Here is a 21,630-nt window from a genome sequence, read left to right on the forward strand (position 1 = left end):
TTACCGAAAACGGCCCGTTGCGCATGCAGCGGGCCGTTTTTTTTAACTTTTTCCATAACAAAACCCCGGGTTTCCGGCTTTTAGCAAATTATTAGAAGTTGATGAGAGCCTTTACTTGACGGAACCTCCGGCTTTAGATTTGTGGTTGTTTCGGTTCGCAAGGCTGGGGAAAAACCCTTTTTCGACTGATTTGAAAATGACTGACATGACCGCTCCGGAGCGCCTGATTTGTGGTATATTGAACTGTTTCCGGACGAGTCTGCCCGATATGCCTTCGCTGATGAATTCTATATCTTATGACTATCCCCGTATTGAATCATACCGTTCGGAAACTCGCCGAACTTTATTTCCCGGAATCGCAAAAGACCTCACCCGGTTACGCTCCGGCTGACCAGATCGCCCAGTATCAGCCGGAGAGTACCGAAGCCTTTGCCGATGACCTCATCCAGAAGGCCTTTACGGTCAACCTCGCGATCGTCAAGCATGCCAAACCGCTGGAAGAATTCTGGGCCTGGGTGACTTCCGCGGAGCATCCGTTCGTCTTTTTCGAGCAGACTCCGCACGGCTCCGCTCCGGTCATCGCCGGAAAAGACGCCCGGAAAAACACGCCCTTCTTTCTGTCCGTTTCGGACGCAGGCCCTTCGCCGAAGGACCCCTCCGACCTGACGCCTGTCCTGACTGCCGACGGCCAGGTATTGTTCATGACCGTCTTTCCGATCCAGCCCCTGAGCGGTACCGAAGATCCCCAGGATGCCAAACCGCTGAGCCCCTGGCAGCGTACCCTCCGCCTCTTCACCAACGAACGGAAAGACATCGGATACCTCTATCTCTACGCGATTGTTTCGGGATTGATTGCACTGAGCTTACCGCTTGGTATTCAGGCAATTGTCGGACTTATTCAGGGGGGACTGGTCTTTTCTTCGGTCTACCTGCTCATCACGCTGGTCATCATCGGTACGCTGATTACCGGGATTCTGCAGATTGTTCAGGTATCCATCGTGGAAGTACTCCAGCAGCGGGTGTTTGCCCGGGCGGCCTTTGAGTTTGTCTACCGCATTCCGCGGATCAAGATCGAAGCCCTCACCAAGTACTACCCACCGGAATTGATGAACCGCTTTTTCGACATTCTGAATGTTCAGAAAGCGATGCCGAAGGTACTCATCGATATCACCGGGGCGCTGGTACAGATTGTCTTCGGGCTGCTGTTGCTTTTTGCGTACCACCCGATGTTTATTGTATTCGGACTGGTGACAGTTCTGCTGCTGTTCCTCGTGATCCGGCTCAATGCGTCGAAAGGCCTGGAAACCAGCCTCGCTGAGTCGAAGTACAAGTACAAAATCGCGGAATGGCTCGAGGACGTTGCCCGTACCCTTTTCAGCTTCAAGGTCGTCGGAAATACCAACCTGCCGCTGGAAAAGATGGACGACCTCGTCAGCAAGTACCTGCTCTACCGCGGCAAGCACTTCAAAATCCTCGTCCGCATTTTTTATTACATGGTGGCGTTCAAGACGCTGGTCGTCGGTGCGCTGCTGATTCTGGGAACATACCTCGTCGTCGACCGGCAGATTACCCTCGGGCAGTTTGTCGCTTCGGAAATCATCATCGTCCTGATCGTCGGGTCGGTGGAAAAACTCATCAACAGCATCGACGTCATTTTTGACCTGGTGACGGCCGTGGAAAAGCTCGGCGCGGTGACCGACCTGCCCCTGGAACGCGCCAGCGGCATCCGCGTACCGCTTCGGGACCAGGAGCTTTCCCTTTCCATCCGCGACCTGTCTTACAAGTATCCCGACGGCAAACGGCCGGTTTTACAAAACCTGAACCTGACCATACAGGCAGGCGAACGCATCGGCCTGACCGGCTCCAACGGCGGCGGGAAAGATACCTTCGTCAAGATTCTCAGCGGGTTACTGACAGACTATGACGGTGCTGTGGCCGTCAACGGCCTTTCGCTCCGCGATATCCACCTGAATGATTTCCGGAATGCGGTAGCGAAAAATGTATCGACTGAAGAAATATTCGACGGTACCATCCTCGAAAATATCACGATGGGCCGCAGCGGCATTACCCTCGCCGATGTCCAATGGGCCCTGGAAAACCTGAACCTCAGCCAGCGCATCAGTCAGTTGCCAGGCGGTCTGAATACCCAGATGATCGCCAGCGGTCAGAAGTTTTCCGACAGCTTCAACGCCAAAATCATGGCGGCACGGTGCATCGTGGAGCGGCCGAGGCTCCTCATTTTCACGGATTTTTATGGTTTGCTGGACCGGGATGAAAAGCGGCAGCTGACCCGGTTTATCTGCGACCGCTCCCATCCGTGGACCTTTATTACCATCTCACACGATCCCGATGTACTCGGCGCGTGCGACCGTGTGATCGTCCTCGACGAAGGGCGCATCGTATCCGATGGTCCGTTTCATTGACTTCAACTACTCCGGAAATGCTTCATATATCGCGTAACGATACCAATTTCGAGGGCGTCGGCATGAATAGCCTTAAGACGCTCTCGTCCCGCAAAACCGGTCGCCGGCTGGCCCGGTGGATTGTGGGTATCCTTATTACCCTGCTCGTCGTGCTCTTCATGCCCTGGCAGCAGAACATCAACGGTACCGGGACGGTCACGGCCCTGACGCCGGAAGACCGGCCCCAGACTGTCCAGAATATCATCGCCGGGCGGATCGAGGAATGGCATGTGCGGGAAGGACAGACCGTTCAGAAAGGCGATACCATCCTGGTGCTTTCTGAAATCAAGGACGATTACTTCGATCCTAACCTGCCGCAACGGCTTTCGGAGCAGGTAGGCGCGAAGGAAAACGCCGTCGAAGGCTATGAAATGAAGATCGGCGCTCTTGATAATCAGCTGTCTGCTCTGCGTAACGCCTTGCGGCTCAGTCTGCAAAAAGCCCGGAACAAGGTATTGCAATCGGGAGCAAAAGTACAGTCCGACAGCGTTGACCTTGCCAATGAACGTATTCAGTTCCGCATTGCCGAGGTTCGTTTTGAACGTTTTCAGAAGGGATATCAGGACGGTCTGTTCTCCAAAACCGATCTCGAAAGCCGTGAACTGAGCTTCCAGAGCGCCCGCGCGAAGCTGGTTTCTGCCGAAAACAAACTGTCGATTTCCCGACAGGATCTCATCAACTCCCGCATTGAGCTGAGCTCGATTGAAGCGGAGTATCAGAAGGAAATTGCCAAATCGGTTTCCGACCGCAGCTCGGCGGTCTCGTCACTGGGCGACGGGCAGAAAGAGCTTTCCGAACTGCGTAACAAAGTCGCCAACGTAACCGTACGCCGGAATCAGTATGTCCTCCGGGCGCCGCAAAGCGGGGTTGTCGTCAAAGCCCTCAAACAAGGCGTGGGCGAAACCATCAAGGAAGGCGAAGCCATCTGCACCCTTCAACCCCTCAGGCCGCAAATGGCGGTGGAACTGTATGTAAAAGCCATGGACGTTCCGCTGATCCAGAAAGGCCGGGAAGTACGGCTGCGGTTCGACGGCTGGCCGGCGCTTCAGTTTTCGGGCTGGCCTTCCGTCAGTGTCGGGACCTTCGGCGGTACGGTCACGGTCATCGACCAGGTCAATTCCAACAACGGTGAATACCGCCTGCTGGTGACGCCCAACGTCAATCACGATGTTCAATGGCCCGCGCAGCTACGTCTTGGCTCGGGAGTCTACGGTTGGGTCATGCTCGACAACGTACCGGTCTGGTACGAAATCTGGCGGCAGCTCAACGGCTTCCCGCCCAGTCTGAAGGAAGAGCCCAAGGCGGACTATGGAAAAGGAGGTGGAAAATGACGCGCTTCTGCCTTTGCTTCCTGTTGTTTTGGGGGATGATGGCGGGAATAGCGCGGGGTCAGGACAGCGTCCGGATCTTCACCTATGCCGATTACGCCGATCTGATTCTGAAACACCACCCCGTCGTCCGGCAGGCGCAGCTCCTCCCCGCCGACGCCCGCGCCGAGCTGATGCAGGCACGGGGTATGTTCGATCCGAAACTCTCGTCCGACTTCAGCCGGAAAGAATACAAGGACAACGAGTACTATAATAACTGGGAAAACACCCTGAAAATACCGACCTGGACAGGTATAGACCTGAAAGCAGGGTTCGACCGGAATACCGGCAAGTACGTCAATCCTCAGTACCAGACGCCCGATGCCGGCCTCGTTTACGCAGGATTAAGCGTCCCGCTGGCGCAGGGGCTCATTATTGATGCCCGGCGCGCGACCGTCCGACAGGCGCTCCTTTTACAGGATATGGCCGAAGCCGATCGCCGTAAAGCTGTCAACAAGGTCATGTATGACGCCGCGAAGACCTACTGGGACTGGTACTTCTCCTTCCAGCAGTTCCGCTACACGCAGGAGGGGCTGCAACTCGCCGAGACCCGATACCGGGCGGTAAAAGAGCGGGTGGATATCGGCGATCTCGCCGCCATCGATTCCGTACAGGCGAAAATTACGGTACAGGAGCGCCAGGCGGCATTTCAGGCGGCGCTGGTTGACTGGCAGAACGCCCGCCTCGGGCTCTCCAATAATCTCTGGAACGAACAGGGGAATCCGGTGGAATTACCTGAAAACGCTATTCCGGGAGGCATTACCTTGCCTGAACCAACGGACGGGCAATTACAAGCGCTGCTGGTCCGGGCGGAAGACCAGCACCCGGAGCTGCTCAAGTTCGGGTACAAATTGAAACAACTGGAAATCGAACGGAAACTCCGGCAAAACCAGCTGCTGCCGACGCTGAACGTGGATTACAATTTCATCCGGGAGCCGGTCGCGATCGGGAAGACCTATGACGCCGGCTGGTGGCTGACGAATAACTACAAAGTCGGCGCGGAATTCAGTTTTCCGCTCTTTCTCCGGAAAGAACGCGGCAAGCTGCAACAGGTGCGGATCAAGCAGAATATGACCCAGCTGGATCAGCAGCAAACCCGCCGGGATATCGGTACGACAGTCCGTCAGGTTTTCAACGAAGCCCGCGCGCTCCAGCAGCAGGGCGAGTTTCAGCGGCAGGCGACGGAAAATCAGGCGTTGCTGGTCCGTGCGGAGCAGCAAAAGTTCGATATCGGGGAAAGTACGCTGTTTCTGGTCAATACCCAGGAGTCGAAACTGATCGAGATGCGGATCAAGACGGAGTCGCTCCGGGCCAAGTTTGCCAAGGCCTGGGCCAACAGCCTGTATGCCGCCGGCGGAACGACGCCCTGATGCTCAGCGCCTTAATTCGGGATTAAAAAGCAATAAAATCAGGGGTTTCGACGATATTCCAGGGCGGGCATTAAACAATTGTATCGTTTCGTGTCTAACTTTACGCATTCACTCACTAAACGATCACTGCTATGTTTGGAATGGGAGGACCTGAAATAACCCTGATTATTGTCGCTTTTGTGCTATTGTTCGGAGCCAAGAAGATCCCCGAACTCGCGCGCGGACTGGGCAGAGGCATCCGGGAATTCAAGGACGCGTCGAAAGAAATCCGTGATAACATCGAGAATTCGTAGGGCATAATCCCCAAAAAAAGGGCCGGTTTCCTCAGAAGCCGGCCCTTTTTCTATTTCAGCTGAAGTGTCAGCTTCAGAGGCTGCTGGTTTCGGATGATGTCGACTCCGATATGGCCTTTCCAGTTGGAAGCCTGGTAGACGTTCAGCAGGTCGGCGCAGGTTTTGACCGGTTGCCCGTCTGCCGAGCGGATGACATCTTTCGCCAGTATGCCTGATGTGGCGAGTAGTCCGCCCGTTTCCACTACAATTACCCCCGTTTCGTCGGGCAAGCCATATGCCGAGCGCTCGCCGAGGCCTTCCACGTTTTTGACCTTCCCTCCCAGGAATGCCGCACGTGCCGACCGGCTAGCGAGGGACTGCATCGAAATGGGCTGCGGAATAGCCGGTTTTGCCGCCATTTTCTTCAAATCCGCACTGACTACACCGAAATCATCCATCGGAAAATTCCGGAATCCGAGGGCGAGTGCCGGAGAGGTATCTTTCACACGGTAGTCACCCGTAGCCGCCGCCACAAACTGCGGGTCTCCGGCGGCGCTGTGGGCATCCGTCCCCGACTGCCGTGCCGCAGCCAGTGCGGACGTATCCGGAAAAAGGTTGAAGTCGATATGCGGCCCCCAGTCGTCCACCTGAATCGGGAAATACGGCTTCATGACGATGTTCCGTTCGAAGCGGTCTCCGCTGTTCCGGAACCACACGTGCGGATGGAAGGAATTGTTAACCAGCACGTTATTCTCCACTTTCCGGTAAAAACCCTCCCGTAGCTTCAGTCCGCCGTTGAGGCAGACATTGTGGTGAATGTAGTAATTCGACGAGCCATCGTCCAGATCAACGTCCCAGCCGTGATCGCACCGGAAACGGTTGTACCGGATCACCGTCTGATGCTGCGCATCCAGCAAAATCAGTTCCGGATGGGCGGCCGCCAGGCTATCCATGTACCGGCGGTTCGGGCTCCAGTACCGATCGCGCCCCCAGGAGTTGAAGGCGCCGTGGTCGCCGGTTTCGAGCACGGTTTCGAACACGTCGTTGTGTTCGAGGATATGCCCGCCCCAGGCGCCGTCGCCAATGTTGATACCGGCCCGTGGCGTATGGTAAATGGTATTGTGGGAAACGACGATACCTTCGGCCATTTCGATCTGCACGCCTGTTGCCTGCTTTTCCATCTGCCCGACGTGGTGGATCAGGTTGTCAAATGCCACGCAACCTTTCGGATAAGCATTGGATTTGGGTCCGGGCGTCCGGTCGAGCGCGGCATACGGCTGGGAATGTTCATACCGGAACAACGGTGAGCGTACCGCAGCAGAATCCCCGACGAAGGCAATCGCGCTTGCGCCGGTATGGTGAATGTGGCAACTGCGGATGGTATCGTTCCGGTTGTACTTACTCAGGAAAACGGCGTTACCTCCCACGGCGGCAAACTCGCACCGGCTGATCCGGCAGTTTTCAGTCCCTTCGAGTGTCACAACGCCGCCCCGGTAGATCGTCCAGTCGCTGCGCAGCAGCGGCTCTTTTGTCTCCATGAACGTCCGCTCGTTGTGTGCGAAGCGGATACCTTCTACTGCCACGTTCCGGAGAGGACGAGCCGGGGTGCCTTTCAGCTCCAGGGTATTTTTCAGGCGGGAGACGACAACAGTAGCCGGCGGTGTTCCTTTTCGCGGGAAATAGTAGAGAATCCGCTTCTGCCGGTCGGCAAACCATTCTCCCGGCGCGTCCAGTTCCTCGAAGATGTTTTCCACCATCCGGTGCTGTTTGTGCAGGGGAGCGGGCCGGTTGTTCTGCCAGCCGCCATCGAGTTGCAGGCCGCCTTTTTCATCCTTTCCGGTGATGCGGTAATGAAACCCGCCCCATTCTCCGGCGTGGAGGCCGTGAACATAGCCTCCTGCGGGATGCTGCCAGCGGGCTACGCGCTCCGGCGCGAGGGCGTCGGCGGCAGTACCTCCGAATACCCGCGCCTGCGGATCTTCGTTCGGGTACCGGGCGAGGGGCTCGGAGCGTTCGTCCACATACAGGCGTTCAAAAGGCACATCATCCGGCAGTTCGGCCTGAAAAATACCGTCCCGGAAGGGCTTCCAGCGCAGGGTCAGGAGTCGGCCGGCACTGAGCGTGACATTTTCCTTTTCATACGGACGAATCGTGAGCGAGGAAAACTGTCCTGCCCGGATTTCGACTGTTTCCGGAAGGTAGTAGGTACCCTCCCGCAGCTGAATGACGACGTCTCCGCCTTTTTTCTGAAGCGCAGCGGCCAGTGTTTTCATCGGCCGGCCGGGGGTACCGGGGTTGGCGTCGTTGCCGGAGGGAGACACTGTCCGGACGACAGACTGGGCGCCGGCCGTCAGCCCGGCCAATAGCAGGCAGCAAATCAGTTTATACATAGTTTATTGATACGCCGGGTTTTGCGCGATGTTGTTGTTGGTGATTTCGGTATCGGGAATGTACCAGGTTTCGTTGTAGGCGCCAATCGGGTGGACGAGGTCCGTTTTCAGGACCGTCTGAATCCGGCTCAGGGTACCCGTACGCTTGAGGTCAAACCAGGAGCTTCCCTCCAGGTGAAGCTCCCACTTCCGCTCCATGAGCACCGCCTGCCGGAACGCGTCTTTCGACAGTCCCGACAGGTCGGGCACATGCGCCGGGTTGGACTTATCCACACGCGCTCTCCACCGTATTTTGTTGATCCAGGCATAGGCGTTTGCCGGTCCGTTTACCTCGTTCTCCGCCTCCGCAGCAATGAGGTACATCTCCGCCAGCCGGATCACCGGCAGCGAGAAATCCACCAGGGCGGTCGATGCCGACTGTAGTGTCCGGTTATCAATCAGGCTGTTTTTGACGAATTTCTGAAAAAAGACGGGCAGTACTTTTCCATCCGGACCGGCATAATCACTCCGGATACCCCAGGCCTTCCGCTGGTCTCCCGCCGGGAAGCTACCGACAAACCAGGTGGCCGGATTCAAAAAGGTATTATATCCTGCCGCCGTACACGACATACTATGCAGACCGTTTCCACCCAGACCGGCGATAAACTGGACCTCCCAGATACTCTCCGACGTATAGGCCATGTTCTGAAATACCTTCGAATAATCGTCGAGCAACTGATACTTCCCGGAGTTGATAACGGCCACGGCCTTGTCCCGGGCCTGCTGGTAGTACTCCGTCTTGTTCGTCGGTTTGCCTGCCATCGCCAGGTATACGCGCGCCAGCATGGCCGTGGCTACCCATTTCGAAACCCGGCCCTGTTGGGGAGGAGTGTCGGCCAGACGGGCCTCGGCGTAGGTCAGGTCGTCGACAATAAGCTTATATACTTCAGCCTGAGGCGCCCGTGCGATCTGTACCTGGGCATAGTCGGTAATGGGCGTCGTCCGGAGCGGCACATCCCCGAAAAACTGCACCAACTGAAAGTAAGCGAAGGCGCGAAGGCAGCTGGCTTCTGCCGAGAGGGCTTCCTTTGCCGCGGTTTCGATGGTGGAAGTACCCAGCTTATCCAGGACGAAATTCGCGTTTTTGATCAGGGAATAGTTGTTCGACCATTCCCCCCGGACATTATAGAAAAACGGCTGGTGATTGTTCTGGTACGTCGGCAAGGCCTGCTCAATCGAGGAAGACGGCGCCCCGCAAATGTCACTGAACATCTCCCGCATACCCAGGTTATTTTGTCCGAAATACCCGGTCATGGAGGAATAGATGCCTTTGACGGCCGTTTCATAGCTCGCCTTTGTAGTGAAGAAAGCGTCCGGACTGATGAAGGTTTTCGGAGATTCCTTCAGGCTGTTGTCGCACCCGGCCAGCAACAGTCCCGCGAAAAGAATAGCGTATCGTTTCATGTGTCTGTTTCGTTAGAAATTGATCTTAACCCCTCCCGTAATGGATTTCATAGACGGGTACACGCCCCGGTCCCATCCGTTGATCGACGCTGCCGACCACGACGCCTCCGGGTCATAGCCGGTGTACTTCGTCAGCGTCAGGTAGTTCTGCGCGCTGACATACACCCTCGCCGAAGCGATTTTGAGCGAGCGCAGCAACTCTTTACTCAGGGAGTAGCCCAGGGTGATATCCCGGAGCTTCAGGTAAGAGCCGTTTTCGACCCACAGGCTGTTGGCATAGTCCCGGATGGCACTGCCACTGTTGGCAGAAGGGCGGTCAAACTGATTGCCGGTACCTGTCCAGCGACCGTTGAAGGCTTCGAGCGTCGGCGTCCAGCGGCCGTTCATCGTGATGTTGTACTTCCGGAATTCGTTGACGATGTCATTTCCGTACGATCCGACGAACAGCAGGGTCAGGTCAAACTGTTTGTAGCTGATGGTATTGTTGAAGCCAAAGGTGAACTTCGGTTCCAGGCGGGTAAGGGTGATGCGGTCGTTGCCGTCGATGACCGAATTGCCGTCTGTGTTCTGGAATTTGTAGTCGCCGGCCTTCTTCGTCGGCTCTCCGTTTGTTTTTGCTTCTTCGTCAGATTGGTAGATACCCAGCACTTTATACCCGTACAACTGCATCATCGACTGCCCCGTGATGATCGGAAACCAGTTACCTCCTGTCCCTACTTCCTTGTAAGTCAACGGTTTGCCGGAGGCGTCTTTGCCGAGATCGAGTACTTTGGTCCGGTTGTGGGAGAAGGTCAGGACGGAACTCCACTTGACGTCGCCGGTGGTATTCTGCGTTGTAAGCTGAAATTCAAAGCCCCGGTTGCGTACCGCGCCGATGTTTTGCAGCACGGAGCCAAAGCCGGAGGTCGGCGGGAGCGTCACATTGAGCAGCAGGTCGGTCGTCTTTTTGTTGTAATAATCCGCCGTAAACTGCACCCGTTCGTTAAAGAGACCGATGTCGATACCCAGGTCGAGCTGCGCAGTAGTCTCCCATTTCAGGTTGCGGTTTTCGAGCGCGCCCTGAACATAGCCGACGTTGACCTGGTTGTTGAACGTCACACTCACGTTGCTCAGGTTCGCCAGTGTCTGGTACGCAGAGATGGCCTGATTGCCCGATTTTCCATAGCTCGCCCGGAGTTTGAGGTTGGAGAGCGAGGGCAGGCTTTTCAAAAACGGTTCTTCCGACACCCGCCAGGCGAGTGCGCCCGAGGGGAAAAAGGCGAACTTGTTATTCTCTCCGAACTTCGAGGAGCCGTCGTACCGGCCCGTCACCGTTGCGAAGTATTTTCCCCCGAAATTGTAATTAAGCCGCCCGAGGTACGAAACCAGGGTATAATCGGAGTAGCCCGTAGAAGGCTGCGCTTTGGTATTGGCCGACTGGATATTGTTATTCTGGTACAGATCGGTCAGGAAGTCAATGGCGGTGCCGCTGCTCAGGTTTTCCGATTTATTGCTTTGAAAGGTAATCCCGCCGAGCAGGTCGAAGGTATGCTTCCCCGCCTGCCGTGCATAGGTCAGCAGGTTTTCATTGACGAAGGTCATGCTGTTGCTGTATGACTTCGACGCCCGCCCGTTCGGCGCGCCCTGAGAGATCGTCGCCGGGATGTACGAATCGTTTTTGTTCCAGTTGTTATCCAGCCCGGCGCTCAGGCGCAGTTTCAGGCCTTTGATAATCTGGTAGGATAGCGCCGCATTGCCGAGGATACGCAGGTTGAGCGACGGATTCCATTTCTCCCGGGCCGTACCGACCGGGTTGGTCGTCCCCCACGAAACACCGGTGAAGCGGGTATAGTCTCCGCCTGGGGAATACACGCCCACGGTCGGCGGCATCACCATTGTCTGAAAAGGTACTCCGCCCCCGTCGGCGCTGGGGTAGTCGGCTTGAAAATAACGGGATTGCTGGAGGGACAGGCTTACGTTGACGTCCAGCTTTTCATTGATTTTCTGATCGAGGTTTCCGCGGAAAGACAGCCGGCGGAAGTTCGAGTTTTCAATGATGCCGTCCTGATCAAAATACCCGAAAGACGTGTAGTAGCGGGTAGACGCCGACCCGCCCGACAGGGCAATGTCGTGGTTTTGCACCCGCGCCGGGCGGTAGACGAGGTCCTGCCAGTCGGTACCGGTACCGAGGCTGTCGAGCTGGCTGGCCGTCCACGGTAGTTTCTGGCCATCATTCGTCGCTACTTCATTCTGCAATTGTCCGAACTGCCGGGCGTTGATGAGTTTGATTTTCCGGCGGAGCGTCTGTACGCCGAGGTAGCCGTTGTAGGTTACCTGCACTTTGCCTTCTTTTCCTTTTTTGGTGGAAATCAGGACGACGCCGTTCGCGCCGCGGGAGCCATAAATCGCTGTGGCAGAGGCATCTTTCAGTACTTCAATCTGTTCGATATCGTCGGGATTGAGCTGGGCACTAAGGCCGTCGAGCGGCAGCCCGTCCACCACATACAGCGGATCATTCCCGCCGGCTATCGAGTTGGTACCGCGGATTTTGATCGACACATACTCTCCCGGCTGGCCCGAGCGCTGGATGACCTGCACTCCCGCCGCCTGGCCCTGAAGTGCCTGCGCGATATTCGATACCGCTTTCACCTGCGTGATATTCTTTGAGGAAATAGAGGATACCGATCCGGTGAGGTCGGATTTTTTGACCTGCCCATAGCCTACCACTACTACTTCGTTGAGCGCGCGCACATCGGCCTCAAGGCTGATATCCAATGAAGTACGCCCGTCTGCCGATACTTCCCGGGTCAGGTACCCGACGGAGGAAAAGACAAGCGTAGCCGGGCCGTCAGGGATTTCGAGGCGGTAGTTTCCGTTTTCGCCGGTAGTCGCACCCCGCTGGGTACCCCTGACCACCACGTTGACACCCGGTAGTCCGTTTCCCTGTGTGTCGGAAACGCGGCCGGTCAGGATGCGGTCGACCGGCACCTGCCTCGCCGGTTCCGTTTCCGCCGGTACTTCTTCCTTCGTATTCAGGACGATCGAATGCGGACCGGTTACTCTATACGAGATACCCAGGGGGTCGAGCAGAACAGGCAATACCTGCCCGAGCGATTGGTTTACGGCCGTCACCGACGCGGGCCGGTCGGCACGGATGGCTTTCGGACTGTAGGTAAACCGCACCTGCGTTTCCTTTTCCAGTTGGCCGAGGACATTCTTCAGCGGCCGGTTCTCCACCCGGATCGACACCGGCCGTTCCAGCACGTTTTGCCCCGGTGCTTCCGTCGCAAAAGCCAGGCTTACCGTCGTCAGCGCCAGGCATAGTTGTGTGACACTTACCCTCATGATACGCAAAAGCAGACCATTCGTTTGTACCGAATTTTCCATAGATTTGGGTTGCCGTCGCTGACGGCTGTTTTTGTTTTGAACAGGCAAAAACACTCCTTCCTGACCTGTTCGCAGCAGGTCTGGAAACGGGCCGGTGGTATTCGCAGTACTGCCGGCTTTATTTATTGATAATGAAAGCGGTGGTTCGTTTTCAGTCGCATCCCTTGCCGTAAATCACGACCTGGCCGTCTGTCAGTTCGTAGCGGGCGTGGATGGCTTCACAGATCAGGTTCAATTGCTGAAACAGAGACTCCCCCGACAGGTCCGACGTCAGGTTGCAATGCTTCAACACATCGGGGTCGTACGTAATCCGGATACCATAGGCGTTTTCTAGCGTGGTGAATACGGTGGACAACGGCGTCTCTTCAAACCGGAAATCGCTGAACTGCTCAGGCGTGATGATCTGCCGCGGCGCCGGAACGAGCTTCCGGATCACTTCCTCTTCGGCCGACGGAAACACGGCCTCCTGATTCGGCGTCAGGATCATTTCCTGTGATGTTCCCTGCTTCTTCCGGGAAAATACCGTCACCTTTCCTGTCCGCACCGATACAACTACCTGCTTGTCCGGAAAGGCGCGGATGGTAAACGATGTACCGATGACCCGCGTCACGACATAGTCTGAATACACCAGAAAAGGTTTTTCGGGATTTTTCGTGACTTCAAAAAACGCTTCTCCGGCCAGGTATACCTCCCGCTTGTCTCCTTCAAACCGGGCATTGTAGCTGAGTTTGCTGTTGGGTTCGAGGACGACGACGCTCCGGTCGGGCAGCTCCACCCGTTTCGACTGCGGGGTGGTATTGACCACTTCCGTCAGGTCGCGGTCGGGCGCCATACGCCCGTACCCTTCCCGCCCGGTACTCCGCAGCCGGTAGTACGAAAACACGCCTGCGCCGCCCAGCAGCAACAGCAGTACTGCCACGCGGGCCAAAACGACCCACCGGCGCAGGGGACGTACTTTCAATTTTTCTTCAAGGCTTTCCCAGATAAGCCCCGCCTCGCCGGCAGGTATGGCAGGACGGGCGGCGACCGACAGGTTCCGGACATACTGCCTCGCCTGGCGGATGTCTTCCGCCTGCTCCGGATGCCGGTGCAGGTAGGCTTCCCAAAACGCTTCGTCCCCGGCGGTGGGTGTCAGTACCCAGCGGACAAAGGCTTCGTCCCGGACAAAATCAGCATAGTTCTTTTCAGACATGGTATCGGACCGTTCTGAATTCTAAATCCGCAGAGAGTCCGTTTGTACTCATATCTTCCAATAATTTCTTTTGATTTTTTTATTTTAACGGTTAACGGGTATCTGCCCGAAATACCGGTCTTATCCGGGATGACGACAACCGTCTGATTCTCACACGATGAGCGAGCCCCACTCCGATATCCTGCTCTGGAAGCGCTTCAAGGAAGGCGACCGCCCGGCCTTTGCCGCTTTGTACGACCGGTATATCCAGGAGCTGCTGACGTACGGGTATCGGGTGACGTCCGACAGGCAACTCATCCGCGACGCCATCCAGGATCTCTTTCTCCACCTCTGGACGTCCCGCGAAAACCTCGCCGATACCGATTCTGTGCGCTATTACCTCTTTCGCTGCCTGCGCAACAGCCTCGTCAAATCGGTGCGGCAGGAGCAGATGCAGTCGTCGCTGCCCGAAGCCTGCTTTCACCTCCCCGCTCCGGAAACGGACGAAACAGACGCCGATCAGATCCGGCGGTTGCACGCGGCTATTCAGCAGCTTTCCCCGCGCGAGCAGGAGGTCATCCAGCTCCGGTATGTGCACAACTTCAGTATTCAGGAAGTAGCCGATATGCTGGGGATTACGAACCAGTCAGTCCGGAATACGCAGTACCGCGCACTGGGACATCTCCGCGAAGCGTTTGACTACTGGATCTGGGTAACGGTGCTGCTCACGGGCAGTTCCCTGTAATCTTCGTCGATTTTCGGAGGCTACTAGCCTGTTCTTCCGGGTTTGCTCTATTTTTGTGCCTTTCCATCGTAGCACGCATGAAATCCACGCTCAGCAAGTTACTGCCTCACCTGGCGGCCGTTGCCGTCCTGCTTGTCATCGCCGCGCTGTATGCCTCTCCCAACCTTCAGGGGAAGGTACTCGGCATGCATGACATCCAGCAGGCGCAGGCAGGAGCCCACGAATTGAACGAATACTTCAAAGCCACCGGCCGTTGGGCCCTCTGGACCAACTCGATGTTCAGCGGTATGCCGGCCTATATGGTCGCCGGAGATTATCCTTATACCTGGGTCGGTAAAGGCATTGTCATTGCCCTTTCCGTTATTCCGGAAACCATTCGGGTACTGTTCCTGATGATGTTCGGGATGTACGTCCTGCTGACGACGATGGGCGTACGCCGCTGGCTGGCCGTCGTAGGTGCAGTAGCTTTCGCCTTCGGCAGCTATAACCTGATTTTCATCAAGGCCGGGCATATTTCAAAAATCTATGCGCTGGCTTACCTGCCGGGTATTCTCGCGGGATTGATGCTGGTATTCCGTGGCCGGTACTGGATCGGCGGAGCCGTGACGGCGCTGTTCCTCTGCCTGGAAATGTATGCCAATCACCCGCAGATCACCTACTACTTTGGTCTTGCCCTGATCCCGTATGTGATCATGGAGGCGATTGTGCTGGTCAAGCAGGGTAAGGTGCAGCAATTGTTGCTGGCCGGTGTGGTATTGGCTGTTTCGTCAGCGATCGGGATAGGCAGCTACGGCGGCCGTCTGCTTGTCACGAACGACTATTCCAAAGAAACCACCCGCGGCAAAACGGAACTGACCTTACCCAAACCCGGCGCTCCAGGCGTCGAAGCCACGGCGGCTCCGCAGGACGGTCTCGACAAAAGCTATGCCTTTGAATACAGCTATGAAGTCGGGGAAACCCTTACCCTGCTGATTCCGCGGGTATTCGGCGGGGCGTCAAACGGCGGACTTTCGACCGACTCCGAAACCTATAAAGTGCTGTCCCAGCGCGGGCTCGATCCGGGCTCGGCTAAGCAGTTTGTGGAAACAGCCATGCCCGTATACTGGGGTGGCCTGCCGATCAACGGCGGTCCGGCCTATGCCGGTGCAGTCGTGTTGTTTTTGTTTGCACTGGGTTTATTCATCGTCAAAAACCGCCTGAAATGGTGGATACTGGGTTCCACTGTCCTGCTGATTTTCATTGCCTGGGGGAAATACTTCGCCGGTTTCAACGGGTTCCTGTTTGATCACCTGCCGATGTTCAACAAGTTCCGGGCGGTGACGATGACGCTGAGCGTCGTTCAGTTGTTCTTCGCGCTGCTGGGCATTATGGCCGTTCAGGAGCTGCTCGACCGGAAACCGACTTTCGCCGAAATCAAAACGCCGCTTATTGCCGCTACGGCACTTACGGGCGGCGTAGCCCTGCTGATCTGGCTTCTTGGCTCTTCGATCTTCGATATCCGCCGCCCGAATGATACCGACGTACTGACCAGCATGGTAGGCGATCCGGCGTTTGCAACGGAAATCTACCGGGCGCTCCTGGCAGACCGTATTTCGGTCCTCAAAGCCGACTCGCTCCGGACGCTTCTCTTCGTACTCCTGGCAGCCGGCAGCGTCTGGCTGTACGTTACCGGAAAAATCAAGGAAGCCATTCTCATTCCGGTTCTCGGACTCCTTATCCTGGTAGATCTTTTTCAGCTTGATAAAAAGTACCTGAACAACGACGACTTCACCACCCGCCGGGAAGCCGCCGCGATCATGGAGCCGACGCCGGTAGACGAGCAGATTCTGCAGGACAAAAGCCTCAGCTACCGGGTGATGGACAACCGCAGCTTCTTCATGAGCGATGCCAACGCGTCGTATTTTCACAAGTCGCTCGGTGGCTATCACGCTGCGAAACTGAAGCGCTATTCCGAGTTGATGGAATATGCGTTGCCGAAGAATTTCATGGGCGTCATCAACATGCTCAACGCCAAGTATGTCATCCAGCGCGATCAGCAGACCCGGCAGGACGCCGCCCAGCTCAACGCTGCCGCGCTCGGCAATGCCTGGTTTGTGAAAGAATACAAACTCGTTCCGAATGCCAACGAGGAAATGAAAACCCTGGAAACCTTTGATCCGGGGAAAACGGCTGTCATCGATCAGCGGTTTGCCGCCGACGTGAAAGGCCTGACCATTTCCTACGATACCACCAATACCATCCGCCTGACGAGCTACGCGCCCGATCAGCTGAAGTATGAGAGCAAGGCCGGATCGGATCAGCTCGCCGTATTCTCCGAAATATTCTACAAAGGGAATACGGACTGGAAATCGTACATAGACGGAAAAGAAGTACCCCATATCCGTGTTAACTACCTGCTTCGCGGCTTGCGGATTCCGGCGGGTACACACACAATCGAGTTTAAATTCGATCCGCCGGTGTGGAAAACGGCGATGACGATCGACCTTGTCTCCAACATCGCCCTCATTCTCCTGCTGGTGGCCGGCGTCGTCATCGAAAGTCGAAGAAAAGCATAAACGAAGGGGGCTCCGGCCCCCTTTTTTCGGTCCCGTCCTATGTTGATTACCCTTCTGCTCTGGGGATATGTAACCGTAATCTGCCTGCTGGCCGGTGACGCTGTCTGCCGTCTGTTTCGGCTGGAAAAAGGCCTTCCGCTACCCGCAGTGGCGCTGCTTGGCTGGGCCGGGCTGACGAATGTGCTGGGGTATCTCTGGCTGGCAGTGCCGGTTGGCCTGGTCGTTCACGTGCTGATTGTCGGCGGCCTGCTGGTATACGGATGGCTCCGTAGAGACTACTGGCAGGAGCGGTTGCGGGCGGTACCGGCTCATCCCACCAGCTTCTGGCTTACTTCGCTGCTGTGTGTAGCCGTTATTCTCACCCGGACTACTCACCTGCCCCGTTTGCTCGATACCGGCGGGTATCATGCGCCGATGATCCGCTGGATATCGGAGTATGCCGTTATTCCGGGGCTGGCGAATGTCAATTACCGCTTCGGGTTCAACAATGCATCGTTTCTGACGGAAGCCTTTTTCAGTCTCCGTTTTTTGGGAGGACCGTCGTTTCACGTACTCAACGGCTGGCTGATGCTGGTCGTGGCGCTCTGGTCGCTCGATGCGCTGTCGGCTTCCGGGAAGCTCAGCAACCGGTACGTTTTCGGAATGGGGGTACTCTTTCTCTGGCATGCGCACTGGCGGCTGTCGTCGCCCACGCCGGACCATCCGGCGCAGTTACTCGTCGGACTCATTTTTTACCTCCTGATCCGGCGCATGGAAGGAGCGCGCGGTGAGGCGCTGCCGGTTGTCTGGCTCACACTTCTGGCGTTTACCATCAAAATGAGTACGCTGGTACTGCTGGCGATTCCGCTGGCTTATTTCGGAGAAGCTTTATTCCGGAAAAACTACCGGCTCGCCGGAGGGATTGTCGCGGCCGGGCTTTTCCCGCTTGCCTGGTGGCTGACGGCGAACGTGGTGCTGACGGGGTATATCCTGTATCCGACGGACGCGGCGGCACTGGATTGGTTTCCGGTTGATTGGAAAGTCCCCGCCGTCACCATTCAGCAGGGGCTCAAAAACCTCTCGGGAGGTACCAAACTCAGTCCGGTAAAAGGGTTGCTGGATTTCAGCTGGGTACCGCACTGGTCGGTTACCCAGCCGGTTCCGGACAAAGTCATTTTTCTGTTGTTGTTCGGCTGGCCGCTGGTGGGGGCTGCGGGCTGGAAAACGGTCCGGGCCTTCGCGCGGACGTATCCGTTGTGGCCGTGGCTGGTGACAATCGCTTATGGTGGCGTCGCCTTCTGGTTTATCAATGCGCCGGAACTCCGCTTCGGAATGGGTTTCATCATTGCTGCCCTGTTGCTGGGATACCTGCCGTTTGTGAAGCTCCGTTATATTCAGTTGCTGCATCTGGGGCTGGCCTTTTTCTTCGTGACGCTGCTGTATGCATCGTTTACGCGGCAACGACCTACCTGGGTTTTTCCGGAAGATTATCCGGCGGCGAAAGTCCGCTCGTACCGGCTCAGCGGGTATACGATCTATTTCGCTACCGACGATCCCAAAATTACCCACGGCATTTACGGCTACTGGGGTAACTGTCAGGACATGGCATTGCCGTGTTGTCCGTATTATAATCCGGGGCTGGTATTGAGGGGAGATGGGATTGGTGAGGGGTTTCGGGTGAGGAGGTGAGGCATACTCCCCCGGCCTGAAAGTCGCAGGTATTTCCTGGGAGTCAGTCTGTTCTGTCTGGTACCCTGGATTCTTTTTGATAGACCTTCAAAGTATCCCTGGTAGTGGATCAGGACCCGGCCGGGTGGATACTCATTTTCGGTACCCGGGAATGTATCACAAAGTTCGGGTTTATGATACGCTGATTTGTGAGATAACGGATTGATCCATTTACAGAGCCGGACAGTATTGTTTGCGGTGATCAATTTATGTGTGCTATCGGAGGACCGTTTGGTGAGACGGCAGAATGAATCCGGATACTTCGCAACCGGATCAAACAATACATCGGCGACCACGCTGTGCTCAACGATCCCCCCAACAGAAACGGAAGATGCTGCAGGCAGAATACCTGGACTCGCTTGTCGAGAAAGCAGTGAACGGGCACCTCGAATACGACTGCTCAGGTTTCAGCGATTCAGAGTCAGCCGAGCGAGGACTGGAAGCGGTCTTTATGGCAATCGACGATAAACTCACAACCCCTTAGTTGCGCGTTCAGCAAAACAAACCAACCAATTAGCCGTCGCTCTCGCAGGATTTGTAGGTACAGGAATTACAGAAATTAGTAATTCGACTGTAAGATCTATCCCCAAAATTACAAGCAGGTCTTTCGGACTCAGAAGCCACTGAGCAGGCGATATAGTACGTATCAGAATTGATTGAAAGGACAGCGGAATAAACAGCCGGCGGCATTCTATGTGTTCATTCGTTTTATAAGAATTGTTCTGTCCTCCTGGTCACGGAGGTTAGAAGGGAAGTAGTCTGTTCGCCCCCGTCGGCCATTGGTCGGTGGGGGTTTCATATTTCTTTGGAGCCTGATCCGAATCGGATGTACTAAATGTCTCAAATATTTAAACTGTAAAAAGAATAAAGTTAAAACAATCATTTGATATTTGCCTGAATCCAACACATAAAAACAGAACTGCTCATGAAAAAACCCCTCTGTTAGGTATCACCTAATCACTTCTATTTTGTTTTCATTAAGTTGATATTAAGAAATATTCAAAACAATTAACGAAAACTTAATTCAAATGAGCAATCAATTAAAGTTGCTGATAGTATTTGCTATCCTCTCAACGATGTTTTCATGTACGAGCAGGGAAATACAGGAACTGAAGAATGATCCTGTCAATTTGTATAATTCGGTACAAGTAGATGAAGCGAAGAAATTTGTCGAAAGCAGGTCCCTTTCAGGACGAGAAAACAAAAATGACTTCTGGCAGCGCGTTAAGCCAAGTTGGAGCAACAGCTATGTGGAGACAAGTGAATATGGGACCTATCTGGTAGTACCTACGCGGCATCCGGTCTATTATTATTTAGGAAAAGAAGACAATGGGTCGATGGCAGAATATAAAAGTAAGCCGATCAAACTCATCGTATTTCGTAACAAATCAGGTGAATTAAAGTCCTATTATTTTGTCGTAGCGGATAAAAATAAGTCTTCAAAATCAAACGATTGGATAAAGACATACACTGGATCGATTATCTATCACGAACTGTCAGGAGAGATCGCCTTTGTCAGAAACTATTCGAACGGAAAGCGCCTTTTTACGACGGAAGAGCTCCCTTCAGGTCCAGCCAGTTCAGGAAGATGTGGTTGGGGCTTTGCCTGCTACTACACTGCCCTGGACATCATGGGAGATAAAAAGACGATCTACGGCCACCCAGCCGACGATAGTTTTAACAAATGCGAGTTGACCATGAACATAAACGGGCGGTCTTATTCGTTATCAAGTTCGGAATCAATTTGGCTCTGTGACAACAACGATCCGAGATTCCCGCCCGATGCTTCACCCATTCCCGCACCCGCTGGCGGTGGTGGTGACTACGTAGGAGAATACCCACCATTTCGAATGAGCCAATTGGACCAGCAAAGATTCCCCAAATTTACCGAGGTCGTTCGTGGTCTTAAAACGTTCGTTCAAAATGACAAATCCGTCAGGAGTGCATTGGTAAAATGGGCTTCATTACCAGAAAGTGAACTATTAAATCGAATCGGTCTAGATGACAACGGGCCAGAAATTCGCATACATCCTATTTCTCAGTATTACGGATTTTTTGATCCGGAAAATCCCGAAAATATATACATTGATGAAACGACAATTCAGTCGTTGGAAAACTCGAACAATGATGCTGATTTTCGGGCATATTCGTTTCTGTTAGCGGTCACTGTTCTCCATGAATTTGTCCATCAATCGTATGCACAAACAGGAAAGCCGGAAAATGTTGAACGCGGTTTCGCATTTGAAAAAAGCGCCTTTGCTGTGACTATTGATATTGACAATGCGGGTAAATACTCCTTTAGACTTTACAGACGATGAAAAACATTCTCTGCTTAATCGCCCTGTTTCAGTTTTGCACGGCTTCGCTCGCCAAGGGCGCAACTGGTAACTCAGAAGCGCAACTGGATACCTCGAAGGCTGTGTTGTCTGCCATACAGCATGTTTTCGACACACAGAAGCGTATACTTTCAAAGGCCTACTACAGAAATTCAGTTAAGTTGTCGGTGCCTCAAAAGGATAGGCAGTCCTACAAAGATTCGTTTATCAACGGTAAAAAATGCATCGTGCTTGATAGGTGGCCTATCGGGAAGAAAGTTGACTGGGAGAAACCTGATCCCATTGTCGAATTACTTGAGGTCGAACCGGCCCCGGACAGCCAGCTGAAAATCAGAATCGGACTTCCGGCGAGCGGTAGAGTATTCACAGTCTTGCTGACAGATCGAAACGGGGAATGGTCGGTTCTTTCTCTCAAAGTTGTATACGTGTAGATGCCACGCGGCTTT

General features: G+C 54.8%; 13 protein-coding genes. 9 read left to right on the top strand and 4 right to left on the bottom strand.

Features of this window, described 5'->3' with window-relative positions:
• The first annotated feature begins 296 nt into the window (after positions 1-296).
• From BLR09_RS12020 to tatA, 4 genes are all read left to right on the top strand, one after another.
• The gene (locus BLR09_RS12020; RefSeq protein WP_093202196.1) at positions 297-2,423 is read left to right on the top strand and encodes a peptidase domain-containing ABC transporter; all 2,127 of its coding nucleotides are present in this window, start codon (positions 297-299) and stop codon (positions 2,421-2,423) included.
• A 17-nt stretch (positions 2,424-2,440) separates the two neighbouring features.
• The gene (locus tag BLR09_RS12025; protein WP_093202199.1) at positions 2,441-3,793 is read left to right on the top strand and encodes an HlyD family secretion protein; all 1,353 of its coding nucleotides are present in this window, start codon (positions 2,441-2,443) and stop codon (positions 3,791-3,793) included.
• A complete protein-coding gene (locus BLR09_RS12030) occupies positions 3,790-5,199 on the top strand; it encodes a TolC family protein (protein WP_093202202.1) in 1,410 nt (469 codons plus the stop codon). The genes BLR09_RS12025 and BLR09_RS12030 overlap by 4 nt, the downstream gene beginning before the upstream one ends.
• 131 nt (positions 5,200-5,330) lie before the next feature.
• A complete protein-coding gene (gene tatA / locus BLR09_RS12035; RefSeq protein ID WP_093202205.1) occupies positions 5,331-5,492 on the top strand; it encodes a twin-arginine translocase TatA/TatE family subunit in 162 nt (53 codons plus the stop codon).
• A 50-nt stretch (positions 5,493-5,542) separates the two neighbouring features.
• Here tatA and BLR09_RS12040 read toward each other — a convergent pair whose 3' ends face one another.
• The 4 genes from BLR09_RS12040 to BLR09_RS12055 form a co-directional block, all read right to left on the bottom strand.
• Positions 5,543-7,861 (bottom strand): PDZ domain-containing protein, encoded by a 2,319-nt coding sequence (locus BLR09_RS12040; RefSeq protein WP_093202208.1) that lies wholly within the window; start codon positions 7,859-7,861, stop codon positions 5,543-5,545.
• 3 nt (positions 7,862-7,864) lie between these two features.
• Complete coding sequence (locus tag BLR09_RS12045) at positions 7,865-9,304, bottom strand: RagB/SusD family nutrient uptake outer membrane protein (RefSeq protein WP_093202211.1); 1,440 nt, start codon at positions 9,302-9,304, stop codon at positions 7,865-7,867.
• 12 nt (positions 9,305-9,316) lie between these two features.
• Positions 9,317-12,670, bottom strand: a complete 3,354-nt coding sequence (locus BLR09_RS12050) for a SusC/RagA family TonB-linked outer membrane protein (protein WP_093202214.1) — start codon at positions 12,668-12,670, stop codon at positions 9,317-9,319.
• Between the two features lie 151 nt (positions 12,671-12,821).
• The gene (locus BLR09_RS12055) at positions 12,822-13,862 is read right to left on the bottom strand and encodes a FecR family protein (RefSeq protein WP_093202216.1); all 1,041 of its coding nucleotides are present in this window, start codon (positions 13,860-13,862) and stop codon (positions 12,822-12,824) included.
• A 157-nt stretch (positions 13,863-14,019) separates the two neighbouring features.
• On the opposite strand from BLR09_RS12055, the gene BLR09_RS12060 reads away from it, so the two are divergent.
• From BLR09_RS12060 to BLR09_RS12080, 5 genes are all read left to right on the top strand, one after another.
• Positions 14,020-14,586, top strand: coding sequence for an RNA polymerase sigma factor (locus tag BLR09_RS12060; RefSeq protein ID WP_093202219.1), 567 nt, complete (start codon positions 14,020-14,022; stop codon positions 14,584-14,586).
• Positions 14,587-14,663: 77 nt separating this feature from the next.
• The gene (locus BLR09_RS12065) at positions 14,664-17,141 is read left to right on the top strand and encodes a glycosyltransferase family protein (protein ID WP_093202221.1); all 2,478 of its coding nucleotides are present in this window, start codon (positions 14,664-14,666) and stop codon (positions 17,139-17,141) included.
• Between the two features lie 39 nt (positions 17,142-17,180).
• Positions 17,181-18,809, top strand: coding sequence for a DUF8201 family protein (locus BLR09_RS12070; protein WP_093202224.1), 1,629 nt, complete (start codon positions 17,181-17,183; stop codon positions 18,807-18,809).
• A gap of 1,067 nt (positions 18,810-19,876) precedes the next feature.
• Entirely contained in the window at positions 19,877-21,166 is a 1,290-nt protein-coding gene (locus tag BLR09_RS12075) for a hypothetical protein (RefSeq protein ID WP_093202227.1), read from the top strand.
• The gene (locus BLR09_RS12080; protein ID WP_093202229.1) at positions 21,163-21,615 is read left to right on the top strand and encodes a hypothetical protein; all 453 of its coding nucleotides are present in this window, start codon (positions 21,163-21,165) and stop codon (positions 21,613-21,615) included. Before BLR09_RS12075 ends, BLR09_RS12080 begins: the two co-directional genes overlap by 4 nt.
• Positions 21,616-21,630: the final 15 nt, after the last annotated feature.

It is taken from the genome of Siphonobacter aquaeclarae (genome assembly GCF_900103285.1).
In the GTDB taxonomy this organism is placed as follows: Bacteria; Bacteroidota; Bacteroidia; order Cytophagales; family Spirosomataceae; genus Siphonobacter; species Siphonobacter aquaeclarae.